The 12,629-nt window shown below is 57.3% G+C and carries 11 protein-coding genes; 4 read left to right on the top strand and 7 right to left on the bottom strand.

Annotated elements, in window-relative coordinates; all coding sequences use genetic code 11:
* Nucleotides 1-8: 8 nt before the first annotated feature.
* From ALP40_RS05660 to ALP40_RS05640, 5 genes are all read right to left on the bottom strand, one after another.
* Nucleotides 9-386 carry a response regulator gene (locus ALP40_RS05660; protein WP_004884919.1) on the bottom strand — a complete coding sequence of 126 codons (378 nt, stop codon included), beginning with the start codon at nucleotides 384-386 and terminating at the stop codon, nucleotides 9-11.
* A 114-nt stretch (nucleotides 387-500) separates the two neighbouring features.
* A complete protein-coding gene (locus ALP40_RS05655) occupies nucleotides 501-1,682 on the bottom strand; it encodes a hybrid sensor histidine kinase/response regulator (RefSeq protein ID WP_122207277.1) in 1,182 nt (393 codons plus the stop codon).
* Nucleotides 1,676-2,290: a chemotaxis protein CheB gene (locus ALP40_RS05650; protein ID WP_122207276.1), complete on the bottom strand. Its 615-nt coding sequence runs from the start codon at nucleotides 2,288-2,290 to the stop codon at nucleotides 1,676-1,678. Before ALP40_RS05650 ends, ALP40_RS05655 begins: the two co-directional genes overlap by 7 nt.
* The gene (locus ALP40_RS05645) at nucleotides 2,287-3,108 is read right to left on the bottom strand and encodes a protein-glutamate O-methyltransferase CheR (RefSeq protein ID WP_122207275.1); all 822 of its coding nucleotides are present in this window, start codon (nucleotides 3,106-3,108) and stop codon (nucleotides 2,287-2,289) included. Before ALP40_RS05645 ends, ALP40_RS05650 begins: the two co-directional genes overlap by 4 nt.
* A 49-nt stretch (nucleotides 3,109-3,157) precedes the next feature.
* Nucleotides 3,158-6,664 (bottom strand): response regulator, encoded by a 3,507-nt coding sequence (locus ALP40_RS05640; RefSeq protein WP_122207274.1) that lies wholly within the window; start codon nucleotides 6,662-6,664, stop codon nucleotides 3,158-3,160.
* Between the two features lie 331 nt (nucleotides 6,665-6,995).
* On the opposite strand from ALP40_RS05640, the gene ALP40_RS05635 reads away from it, so the two are divergent.
* Complete coding sequence (locus tag ALP40_RS05635) at nucleotides 6,996-7,361, top strand: response regulator (RefSeq protein WP_122207273.1); 366 nt, start codon at nucleotides 6,996-6,998, stop codon at nucleotides 7,359-7,361.
* Between the two features lie 112 nt (nucleotides 7,362-7,473).
* A complete protein-coding gene (locus ALP40_RS05630) occupies nucleotides 7,474-8,682 on the top strand; it encodes a glycosyltransferase family 4 protein (RefSeq protein WP_147478295.1) in 1,209 nt (402 codons plus the stop codon).
* Here ALP40_RS05630 and ALP40_RS05625 read toward each other — a convergent pair.
* Together ALP40_RS05625 and cobF are read right to left on the bottom strand one after the other, a co-directional pair.
* Nucleotides 8,646-8,978: a DUF2442 domain-containing protein gene (locus ALP40_RS05625; RefSeq protein WP_122207272.1), complete on the bottom strand. Its 333-nt coding sequence runs from the start codon at nucleotides 8,976-8,978 to the stop codon at nucleotides 8,646-8,648. The two genes, ALP40_RS05630 and ALP40_RS05625, sit on opposite strands and share 37 nt — an antisense overlap.
* Before the next feature lie 211 nt (nucleotides 8,979-9,189).
* Entirely contained in the window at nucleotides 9,190-9,963 is a 774-nt protein-coding gene (cobF, locus tag ALP40_RS05620; RefSeq protein WP_122207271.1) for a precorrin-6A synthase (deacetylating), read from the bottom strand.
* A 132-nt stretch (nucleotides 9,964-10,095) separates the two neighbouring features.
* Here cobF and ALP40_RS05615 point away from each other — a divergent pair, with 132 nt between their 5' ends.
* Both ALP40_RS05615 and ALP40_RS05610 read left to right on the top strand, forming a co-directional pair.
* Nucleotides 10,096-11,001: an AraC family transcriptional regulator gene (locus ALP40_RS05615; protein WP_122207270.1), complete on the top strand. Its 906-nt coding sequence runs from the start codon at nucleotides 10,096-10,098 to the stop codon at nucleotides 10,999-11,001.
* Nucleotides 11,002-11,240: 239 nt separating this feature from the next.
* Complete coding sequence (locus ALP40_RS05610; RefSeq protein ID WP_122207269.1) at nucleotides 11,241-12,563, top strand: sugar ABC transporter substrate-binding protein; 1,323 nt, start codon at nucleotides 11,241-11,243, stop codon at nucleotides 12,561-12,563.
* Nucleotides 12,564-12,629: the final 66 nt, after the last annotated feature.

Genomic DNA, 12,629 nt, shown 5'->3' with positions numbered 1-12,629 from the left:
GCGATCACTCAGGCCAGCAGGTCCTGGATCTGCGACTGCAGGGTTTCCATCGTGAACGGCTTGGCCAGAATCGGCGCCTTGGCGGCGATCGGACTGCCGGAATCAATGATTTCCGCAGGATAGCCACTGATAAAAATCACTTTCAATTCCGGACGCAGCTTGACGGCCGGCTCGGCGATCTGCACCCCCGAAATGCCGCCAGGCAGGCGATAGTCAGTGATCATAAGATCCAGGTGCGGCTTGGTGGCGAGAATCTCGAAAGCCTGCTCGCCATTCTCGGCCTGCAGGACCCGATAGCCCACGCCGGAAAGATAGTCAGCCAGCAGCATCAGGATAAGGGGTTCGTCTTCGACGATAAGTACGACGTTTTCTGCATCAGCGCTCATTGAACTGCCTTTGGTCTTATAGATAGCTGCCCATACGACCACGGCGCGCATCGGAGGTTGCGACTCAAATACGATAATTCCTAAATGCCATCTGCCTATAGGTTACAAGACAAATCAAAGGGGCAGGCAGACGCGAAAAATCGAACCGTTGCCCTCTTCGCTCTCCACTTCGATTCGCCCGCCGTGGGCCATGACGATCTGCTCGGAAATGAACAGCCCCAGCCCGAGCCCGGCAACCGCGTGGTTGGCCGAGACACGCTCGAACTGCTGGAAAATGCGCTTCTGGTTTTCCGGTGTAATACCGATGCCCTGATCCTTGACTTCTACGTAGGCCTGACTGCCCTCACTGTAGACACGAACCTCGATCGGCTTGCGAGCGCCATAGCGCAGCGCATTGGTCAGCAGGTTGGCGATGACCTGCTCGATGCGGAACTCATCCCACACCCCGATCACAGGCTCATCGACAAGCAAGCTGATGCTGGAGTTTGCAGCGGCGATCTGTGCGGAGAAGTTTTCCAGCAACTGGGCGACCAGCTCGCTGAGATCGAAGGGGCTGGGGCGGATCGACAATTTTCCCGTCCGGATCCGCGATACGTCGAGCATGTCTTCGATCAGCCGGATCAGGCTCTGGATCTGGCGCTCGTCGCGGTCGACCATTGCGCTCAGCTTGTCGAGGGTGAAGGCCGAAGCATTACCCTTGGCCAGATGCAGCTTGCGCAGCTGTGTTTCGAGGATCAGGCCGTTGAGCGGTGTGCGCACCTCATGGGAAACAATCGACATGAAGTCATCGCGCATGCGTATGGCGTGCTCAAGCTCGCCCTGAGTGGCTTGCAGGCGCTTGAGCAGCGTTTCCTGCTCCTGACGGCTGCGCTCCAGCTCCTCGACCTGCATCTTCATGGCTTTGCGCTGACGGAACAGGTCGACGAAGACGTTGACCTTGCTCTTGACCGCATGGATGTCCAGCGGCTTATGCAGAAAGTCCACCGCTCCGCTCTCGTAACCCTTGAACGCGTAATTGAGTTCACGGCCGGCAGCGCTGACGAACACGATAGGGATGTTTTTGGTCTTCTCGGTACTGCGCATCATCTCCGCCAGCTCGAAACCGTTCATGCCCGGCATCTGGACGTCGAGAATGGCCATCGCAAACTCGTGCTGCAGCAACAGCGACAGCGCTTCGTCCGCCGACAGCGCCTTGAACACCTGGCGGTCTTCACGCTTGATCAGCGCTTCCAGGGCCAACAGGTTCTCCGGCAAATCATCCACGATCAGCAGTTTTGCCTGGATTTCATTCAGCATGCGATTCGTTCCAGCTCGACCAGCAACTGGCCAATTTCGTCTAAAGACAGAAGGTAATCCGGAGACTGCAACGCCAAGGCGGCCTCGGGCATGGTACTCGCCTGGGCCAGCCGAGGGTCCTGAATGACCGTAAAACCACGATACTTTTTGATCTGCAACAATCCTTGTGCTCCGTCGTTGTTGGCACCGGTCAGCAGTACGCCCGCAAGGCGCTCACCGTAAGCGTCAGAAGCCGAGTCGAACAGAATGTCGATGCTGGGCCTTGAATAAAACACCCGGTCTTCCTGACTCAGCGACAGGGTGCGATCCGCCTCGATCGATAAATGGTAGCCCGACGGTGCGAAATACAACGTGCCGGGAACGATAGTTTCCTTGTCGTCGGCCTCTTTGACCGGTATCGACAAGCGATTCTGGAACACACTGGCCAGTTGGCTGCGACGATCATCCGGCAGGTGCAAAACGGTCAGGATCGGCAAACTGAACCCTGGCCGCAGCCCACTGAATATCCTCAGCAGCGCCTCGACGCCACCTGCGGACGCGCCGACCACGATGGCCTCCACGGCAGGGAGGCCCTCATCGGGCGCTGCACGGGTAAACGTGGTCTTCATGATTTACGGTAGATCCGCTCAGGCTTGACCAGCGTTTCGAAGGCGTTGCCATAGGCGGAGAAGTCCAGCGTCTCCTTGCTGCCGAGCGCCAGAAAACCGCGATGGCACAATGATTCATGAAACAATCCGAAAGCGCGATCTTGCAACTTTTTATTAAAGTAAATCAATACGTTACGACATGAAATCAGCTGAGTTTCGGAAAATACACTGTCCGTCGCCAGGCTATGATCGGCAAATGTGACGTTTTCGCGCAGCGTTTTATCGAAGATTGCGTAGTCATAGGCCGAGGTGTAGTACTCGGTAAAATCACGCAGCCCGCCGGAGTTTCTATAGTTTTCCGCGTATGCGCGCACATTCTCCATCGAGAAAATGCCCTGTTTGGCCTTTTCCAGCGAACTGGGATTGATGTCGGTGGCATAGATGATCGTGCGTTCCAAGAGGCCCTCTTCGCGCAACAGAATGGCCATTGAATAAACCTCCTCTCCCGTACTGCACCCGGCAATCCAGACTTTGATGGAGGGATAGGTGCGCAGCAGCGGGACGACTTCCCGGCGAATCGCCAGGAAGTGAGAGGGATCGCGGAACATCTCGCTCACCGGAATTGTGAGGATCTGCAGCAGTTGCATGAAGGCAGCCGGATCATGCAGCACCCGCTCCTGAAGCGCGGAAATGGTGCTGCAATCGAACTGACGCAGCGCATGAACCACCCGGCGCTTGATCGAAGCCCCGGAGTAATCCCTGAAGTCGTAGCTATATTTGAGGTAGATAGCCTCAATGAGCAGCCTCAACTCAATCTCGGCGTTACGGTCAAGATGCATGGATAAACCCGGATGTGCGTGCGAAGTTGCTCGGTTTGGCCACCTTCATTCAGATACGTTCCATTTTTGGCAGCCAGACGCGGATCAGCGAGAACAGCCGGTCAAGATCGATGGGCTTGGCCAGATAGTCGTTGGAGCCCGCCTGCAGGCAGCGCTCCTGGTCATCCTTCATCGCCTTGGCCGTCACCGCAATGATCGGTAGCTTGCGCCAGCGCGGGTCCTTGCGAATCTCGATGGTCGCCTCGTAGCCATCCATCTCCGGCATCATGACGTCCATCAACACCAGATCGATGTCTTCGACCTCGTTGAGTTTGGCAATCGCCTCAAGCCCGTTACGCGCGATCTCGACCACTGCGCCCTTGTGCTCCAGCGCACTCGTCAGGGCGAAGATGTTACGCACGTCATCGTCGACGACCAGAATCTTGCGCGCTTCGAACACTTTGTCGCGGCTGCGCGCGGTCTTGAGCATTTTCTGACGTTCGCTGGAAAGCTGTGATTCGACCTTGTGCAGGAACAACGTCACTTCGTCGAGCAGGCGCTCCGGCGAACGCGCACCCTTGATGATGATCGAGCGCGAGTACTTCATCAGCTCCGCTTCTTCATCACGGGTCATGTTGCGCCCGGTGTAAACGATGACTGGCGGGAACGAACAGATCTCCTCAGTGGCCATGCGCTTGAGCAATTCACCCCCCAGCATGTCCGGCAGCTTGAGGTCGATGATCATGCAGTCATAGACGTTGTCACGTAGCAGGTCCAGCGCTTCCTGAGCGAAACCTACCGCGCTGATCTCGATGTCGTCGTCACCGATCAGACGCGCAATGCTGTCACGCTGCAAGGCATCGTCTTCGACCAGCAGGATGCGCTTGACCTTCTGCGTCAGCTTGGATTCCAGTTTGGCGAATACGTCTTTCAACTCCTCACGGGTGGTCGGCTTCACGGCGTAACCAATAGCGCCCATGTGCAAGGCCGCTTCCTGGCGGTCCTCGACCGAGATCACATGAACAGGGATGTGGCGGGTAGGCGCCAGTTCCTTGAGGCGTTGCAGCACCGTCAGACCCGAGTGGTCGGGCAGGCGCATGTCCAGCAGAATCGCGTCCGGGGTGAATTGTGCAGCCAGGTTGAAGCCATCGTCGGCCGCATGGGCCACCAGGCAGTTGTACCCCAGTTCATGGGCCAGATCGAAGAGGATCTGCGCGAAGCGCACCTCATCTTCAATGACCAGAATGCAGCGCTTGTCGAACGGTGCCTTGTCGCGGTCGTCGTCAAATACCGGGATGGACTCATCCCGCATCGCAGGCAGCTCTGCAATCGGTTGCGCAATGACAGGAGCCGACGGAACCGGCAAGGAAACAGCAGCCTGCATACTCATGCCGCTCTGGTCTTCCACCTGCTCAATGTACTGCTCTGGCAATACCAGCGTGAAAATACTGCCCTGACCTGGCGCGCTCGTGACGCTGATCGAGCCTCCGAGCAGCGCTGCGAGGTCACGGGAAATCGACAGACCGAGCCCAGTGCCGCCGTAGCGGCGATTGGTGGTGCCATCGGCCTGGCGGAACGCCTCGAAAATGCTTTGCTGATGCTCGGGTGCGATACCAATCCCGGAATCGCGAACCGTGAAAGCGATGCCTGAACCGGGCTGGCGCGACACGATCATGCTGACCGTTCCCGTCTCGGTGAACTTGATGGCATTGGACAGCAGGTTCTTGAGGATCTGCTCCAGTCGCTGGCGGTCGGTGAACAGCATGGTGGGCGCACCGGCCTGCATGTCCACCGTGAACGCCAGACGCTTTTCGGCAGCCAGTGGCTGGAACATTGTCCGCAGACCTTCGACCAGGCGCGATACGCTGCTGTTTTCCGGGCGCACCTCAAGTTTGCCGGCTTCGACCTTGGAAATATCCAGAATATCGTTGATCAGATTCAACAGGTCGTTGCCTGCTGAATAGATAGACTCGGCAAACTTCACCTGCTCGGCCGTCAGGTTTTCAGTCGGGTTCTCGGCCAACAGCTTGGCCAGAATCAGCGAGCTGTTGAGCGGCGTGCGCAGCTCGTGAGACATGTTGGCCAAAAACTCGGATTTGTATTTGCTGGAACGCTGCAACTCATCGGCGCGCGCCTGCAACTCGACCTGGGCCTGATTCAACTCTTCGTTATTACGATCCAGCGCGTCACGCTGATCTTCCAGCGCCTGGCTCTGCTCGGCCAACTGCTCGTTGGTCTGCTCAAGTTCAGCCTGCTGGGTTTCCAGATGCACCTGGGATTCCTTGAGGATGCGTGATTGCTCTTCGAGCTCTTCGTTGGCGGTACGCAACTCTTCCTGTTGAACCTGCAACTCTTCATTGAGCTGTTGCGTCTCAGCCAGCACCTCCTGAAGACGCTGGCGATAACGGGCCGCTTCGATTGAAGTGCCAACATTGTCAGCAATCAGTTCAAGGAACTCGACATCCTGCTCGGTCAGTGCGTGCAGGAAACCCAGTTCGATCACGCCGTTGACCTGATCGTCGTTGCTGGTCGGCACGACGATCACGCTGCGTGGCGACCCTTCGCCCAGCCCGGAGCTGACCTTGAAGTAGTCGACCGGCACGTCACTCAGACTGATGACCCGATCCTGTCGCGCCGCCTGGCCGACGATGCCTTCGTCGCTGTGAATGGTCTGCTCGCGCTCTTCCTGTTCACGGGAAAAACCGTAGGACGCCACGCGCACCAGGCCGCCATGTTCCTGGCGCACGTAAACCGCTGCCACGGCGGCACCCAGATAGCGGGCCAGAAACTGCAGAATATTGCGGCCCAGCAAATTCAAAGTCTGTTGACCCAACACCTGCTCGGCCAGTTCGCTCTGACCGTTGCGCAGCCAGGCGACCTTTTGCAGGCGTTCGGCATTGACCTCTTGCTGCCTGAGATTTTCGCTGTAGGTGTCCGACAAGGCCATCAGATCACGGCGGCCGATCCAGGCCAGGATGCCACTGACGATGATCACGAAAATCAGGTAAAGGGAAACTGAAAGGATGGTGCTGCGCGTGACCTCGGCGTTACGGGTCAGGCGCAGTTGCTGCTCCATCTCCACCGCCTGGTCATACTCGGTACGGATCTGGTCGGTAATGCGCTTGCCCCGCCCGGCCAGTACAGGCGTCTGATAGTCACCGTTTTCACGACGCAACTTGATCATTTCCTGGGCAAAGTTGTTCCATTCTTCCTGCAGGGTCAGCAAGCGCCGAAAACGGTCCAGCTGGGTCGGATTATCATCCACCAAGACCTTGAGCCCTTGCAGTTCCGCCGTCAGCAGCGGCTTGGCCACCTCATAGGGGTCAAGAAAATGCTGGTCGCCGGTGAGCAGATAACCGCGCATGCCGGTTTCCATGTCGATAGACAGCTTCATCGAGCGATTGGTGTTATTGATCACCCTATCCGTGTGCTCTACCCACTGGATGGCAGACAGCAAATAGCTGATCAGCAGAATGAAGAAAACCGCGCTTAATACGCCGACACCCAGAGGCAGACCGACGTTACGCCCAAGCAGTTTGCGAAAGCGTTGTTCATCGACGACAGACGTCCGATTCATGAAAAATCCCTGACGGTTGGATCAAAACCATAGAGTTTGCCGTAAAGCGGTGAAAAACACTCTCATTTCTGACATAGAGGATTGAAATTTCACACATAAATCGGCGATAAGCTCCTGCCCAGCTGTCGAGGGTGCATTCAGCCCCAGGATTGCTATGCTGCACTTCGGGGAAACGGCGACAGATTGAACTTCTTCGGGCATTTTATTTACTGATACAGGGACTGTATTAAAAGCGAAGGCGTCGAGGTTGCAGACCTTGAGCCTTCGGCAAGGCGCGGAATATTCTGCGCGGCTTGTATCACTATTATTTTCGGGCTTTAAGGAGTCAACCATGCCGGACGCAACCAGCACCATTCTTGTAGTCGAGGACGACTCTATTGTGCGTATGTTGATCGTCGACGTTCTTGAAGAGCTGGAATACAAGGTACTCGAAGCCGAAGATGCCATGACGGCGCTTGGCATCCTGAAGGACGGCACCACTCACATCGATCTGATGATGACCGACCAGGGCCTGCCTGACCTGAAAGGCACTGAGCTTGCGAAGAAAGCCCGCGAAGTGCGCCCCAACCTGCCCGTGCTGTTCGCCAGCGGTTATTCGGAGAACATCGAAGTGCCGGCAGGCATGCATTCCATTGGCAAGCCGTTCTCCATCGATGACCTGCGTGACAAGGTAAAAAGCGTTCTTGACCAGCACTGACAGCAACACACCCTGCCCTTACCCCTTATACAAAGAGCAACCCGGACAACGCCTGTTGATCATAGGGTACGTCTGGCCCGAGCCGCGATCATCGGCGGCCAGCGGTCACATCATGCAATTGATCCGTTGTTTTCTGGAGCATGGCTGGCAGATCACATTTGCCAGTCCCGCAACAGAAGGTGAGAACCGGGCTGATCTGGTCAGCCTCGGCATTGATGAAGTCCACATCGAACTCAACAACAGCAGCTTCGACACCTTTGTCCATGAGCTGCAACCCGATGTCGTGCTGTTCGACCAGTTTATGATCGAGGAGCAATTTGGCTGGCGTGTCGAGCAGCAGTGCCCCCATGCGTTACGCGTACTCGAAACCTCTGACTTGCAAAGCCTGCGGCATGCACGCCACCAACGGCTCAAGAATCTCTTGAATGACGAGCCGTCATACGTCCCTACCGACCTGTTCGACCCTTGCGACGGAGAGCTTTTCACGCTCATGGCGGGCGGCGATCTGGCGCAGCGCGAGTTGGCATCGCTGTACCGATGCGACCTGAGCCTGATGACTTCGGATGTGGAAATCGACCTGCTCACGGGCTCGTTCGGCATGCCTGAGTCGCTGCTGCACTGGTGCCCGCTGATGCTCGATAAGCCATCGCAGAATGCAACGCCGTTCGATCGGCGAGCGCACTTTTTGAGCATCGGCAACTTTCGTCATGCGCCCAACTGGGATGCGGTGCTCTGGATGAAAAACGCCATCTGGCCTTTGATTCGCCAGCAGCTTCCTCAGGCCCAACTGCACATTTACGGTGCCTACACGCCCCCCAAGGCGACGGCGTTGCACAACGCGGCGCAAGGTTTTCATGTCATGAACTGGGCCGAGGATGCGCTGCAGGTGATGTCGAGCGCACGCGTGTGCCTGGCGCCGCTGCGCTTCGGGGCGGGCATCAAGGGCAAACTCATTGACGCCATGCTCTGCGGTACCCCGTCGATCACCACGCCGATCGGTGCCGAAGCCATGAGTGGTGGCATGCCTTGGCCAGGGCTGATTGAGCGCAAACCAGTCAAAATAGCCGAGGCTGCGGTTCGCCTGTATCAGGATCAGGCATTGTGGTCCGAGGCGCAGACGGCTGGCTGGGCTTTACTCAGCGCCCGCTACCGACACGCTCAGCATTGCGCCAGCCTGATGGAACGCATCGACACACTGCGACACAACCTGAAAAGCCACCGGCTGGCGAACTTCACCGGCGCGATGTTGCGGCATCATCACCACAAGAGCACCAAGTACATGGCTCAGTGGATCGAGGCGAAGAATCGGAAGGCGTTATAAAGCAGGCGTCTTAGCTCGCTTTTACCGGTTTCTTTTGGGGACCTTTCCCCGACGTCTTTCCAGCGGTGCCAATGGCAACTTTGCCGTTGGCACCGCATGCGACTGGCCATCCAAGAACGACTGCCCAATACACATTCCAACAGAGCGGGTACATAAAGGTCAGCGTCCAGTTTAGGAAAGTGCAGCCCCAATCCACTCGGACTCACCTCAATCTGGTCCAGTTGATCCGGACGCGCCTCACTCAAACCTTCAACCAACCGTGGTGAAATGGCCAACTCGACTCCTGAATTCAGCATGCATGATCACGACTCGCGATACCCTGCGGTCGCAGTGAGCCTTGACGGCACAGGCGCCTGATTTAAGACGTTCACACATACCCTCTTCAGCCTTTGCAACCGCCTGCTCAGTTATAAGATCCATGTATTTTGCTCCACGACTTGCACATTTCCATCAAACAAAACATCAGTTTTTCAACTGCGTGCCAAAGCGGCTGGGTGGAACGGTTTATCACTCGATCTTCTCTGTCCAGGGTCTGCGCAACAAATACGTATCCATCACCCACCCTTTGCGCTCACGGGCCTCGGCGCGCAGTTGCTTGATCTGTTCGCATACATCATCGAGTTTGCCGGACACCAGTATCTGGTCCGCTGTTCCTAAATACGCGCCCCAGTAGATGTCGAGTCCCTGCCCCATGAAGCGCTCGAAGGTGCAATGGGCGTCCAGCATCACGACCACGTTATCCGGTGCTTGTGGCGGACCTGCCGCCATGCGGCGTCCAGTGGTGATCAGCACCGGTTCACCGATCCGGTTCAGCGGGACACGGTGGCTGGCGACCAGTGCCTGCACACTGGTGATGCCGGGGATGACTTGGTACTCGAAGACTTCCCTGCCCCGTGCCAGCACTCGGTTGAGAATACGCATGGTGCTGTCGTAGAGCGCGGGGTCGCCCCAGACGAGAAACGCACCCACCTCATCCTCGCCAAGGTCATCTTCAATCAAGCGCTCGAACAGAACAGCGCGCTGCTCGTGCCAGTGCTCGACGCCGCACTCATAGCCGTGGGGATCGTCCTCACGGCGCGGATCCTGGACCTGCACCAGCCGATAATCGATGTGACTGATGTAGCGCTCGCAGATCGCCTTACGCAATTGCAGCAGATCATCGTCGGCATAACCCTTGTCGAGAATGAACACAACGCGAGCGCGGTTCAGGGCATTGATGGCCTGCACGGTGATCTGCTCGGGATCACCGGCCCCCATGCCGATCAGAAAAATCTGTTTCATCGTGTCACCGCTCCGTGTCGCTGCCGCGCTGTGGAAGGGCTGATCCTAAGCGTTTTTTTCGGTTTCGGCCGGGCAATGATCTAAAAAATAAGGCACATTAATGCACTGGCAACCACTGCAAACGGCTACGCCATGAACAAAACAACAAGAATCGCAGACCCTTCCTACGAGTTGATGGACGACCATAACGGCCTGTCGATTATCTACCGCGAGCACGGTTTTCCGTGTCCATTGGTGCGTTGGCACTTTCATAAGGAGTACGAACTGCACCTGATCGTGGCCAGTTCAGGCAAGGTGTTCGTCGGCGACTATATCGGCAACTTCAACCCGGCCAGCCTGTTCCTGACCGGCCCCAACCTGCCGCATAACTGGATCAGCCAGATCGATGAAAACGAGGTCGTGCCCAAACGCGACATGCTGGTCAATTTCACCGAGGAGCTGCTGGAAAGCGGCAATCAGGTCTTCGCCGAACTCAGAACTCTGGCCCCTCTGCTGGAGCGCGCTCAGTACGGGATCGAGTTTCGTTGCAAGCGCACGATCCGTCAGGCGATGAAGCTGATGCAGAAAATCGCAGACTCCACCGGCATCACGCGACTGGGTCATTTCTTCATCCTGCTGGAACTGCTGGCGGCCAGCGACGATTATCAGTTGCTGTCCGGTACGGCGGTCACCCACACCGCTGACGAGCACAGCGTGGACCGTACCAACCGGGCGGTGGATTACATCTTTGCCAATTACAGCCGGGAGCTGCCCCTTGAGGAAGTGGCGGACTACCTGGGCATGAAGCCGACGTATTTCTCCAGGGTCTTCAAACAGGCCACAGGTCGCTGCTTTGTCGAGTTCGTCAATCGGCTGCGTATCAGCAAATCCTGCGAGCTGCTGGCCGATGGCGACAAACCGGTGACGGATGTGTGTTTCGAGTCCGGCTTCAATAATATTTCCAACTTCAATCGCCGTTTTCAGCAACTCAAAGGCATGACGCCGTCGCACTATCGCCGCCTGGCCGTCCAGCGTCTGACCGAACAAAACCTGTACTGATTCGCCCCTCCTCCCTGCTCATCGTCTACGCTCAAACTTCGCCAACGCCTGTCACAAGGCGTTTGCGTCTTGGGCACCCTTGCAAGCCCACTGCAAAAAAGTATCAGTTGGAGTGCGGTGCAGGATTTGTCTTTCATCCCGAACGCCGTTGTAATCAGCCCACATCTTCCTACCTCCGGAAGAGACAAAAACAATAACCTGTCTTCTGCAGCTCTCTGGGCGTGGAAGAGGAGTGATCAATGAAGACCTCAGCAAAAGTTCTGCTTGCCAGTTCCGTCCTCAGCACCTGTTTCATGGTCAGTGGCACCGCCACGGCCGGCACCGTGACCATCGCCACGGTCAACAACAGCGACATGATCCGCATGCAACGCCTCTCCAAGACCTTCGAAGAAAAACACCCGGACATCAAGCTCAACTGGGTGGTGCTCGAAGAAAACGTCCTGCGCCAGCGCCTGACCACCGACATCGCCACAAAGGGTGGTCAATTCGATGTGCTGACCATCGGCATGTACGAAGCCTCACTGTGGGGCGCCAAGGGTTGGCTGCAAGAAATGAAAGACCTGCCCGCCAGCTACGAACTCGATGACGTGTTCCCCTCGGTGCGTGACGGCCTGTCGGTCGATGGCAAGCTGTTCGCCCTGCCGTTCTACGCAGAAAGCTCGATCACCTACTACCGCAAGGACCTGTTCAAGAACGCAGGCCTGACCATGCCCGAGCGTCCGACCTGGACGCAGATCGCCGAGTTTGCCGGCAAGCTCACGGACAAGTCCAAAGAGCAATACGGCATCTGCCTGCGTGGCAAGGCCGGCTGGGGCGAGAACATGGCGCTGATCACCACCCTCGCCAACGCCTACGGCGCTCGTTGGTTCGATGAGCAGTGGAAGCCGCAATTCGACCAGCCAGAATGGAAGAACGCCCTCAACTACTACGTCAACACCATGAAGCAGTCCGGCCCTCCGGGCGCGTCGAGCAACGGCTTCAACGAGAACCTCGCGCTGTTCAACAGTGGAAAGTGCGCCATCTGGGTGGACGCCAGCGTGGCGGGCTCGTTCGTGACCGACAAGGCCCAGAGCAAGGTTGCCGATGATGTCGGCTTTACCTACGCGCCTCATGAAGTGACCGACAAGGGCTCGGCCTGGATCTACTCCTGGTCACTGGCAATTCCTGCCAGCGCCAAGAATGCCAAGGACGCCGCCGAGTTCACGCAGTGGGCCACTTCCAAGGAATACGCCGCACTGGTCGCCGAGAAAGACGGTGTATCCAATGTGCCGCCAGGCACCCGTGCTTCGACCTACAGCGACGCTTACAAGAAAGCCGCGCCGTTCGCCAACATCACCCTGGAATCACTCAAGGCCGTCACGCCCAAGTCCCCTACCCTCAAGCCTGTGCCTTATGTGGGCATCCAGTTGGTGACGATTCCTGAGTTCCAGGCCATCGGCACCAGCGTGGGCCAGCAGTTCTCGGCCGCCCTGATTGGCCAGACGACGGTAGACAACGCCTTGAAAGCCGCTCAGACCTCCACTGAGCGCGACATGAAGCGCGCCGGTTACCCAAAGAAGTAACCGCCTGCTGCCGGGGCGGGAAACCGAGGTTTTCCGCCCCTGCTCTCAGAAACAGTGACATCCGGT

This window comes from Pseudomonas viridiflava, from assembly GCF_003702045.1.
GTDB classification, from domain to species: domain Bacteria; phylum Pseudomonadota; class Gammaproteobacteria; order Pseudomonadales; family Pseudomonadaceae; genus Aquipseudomonas; species Aquipseudomonas viridiflava_C.
Note: the sequence above shows the minus strand (reverse complement) of the source record. Positions and strands in the feature narration are given on the sequence as shown.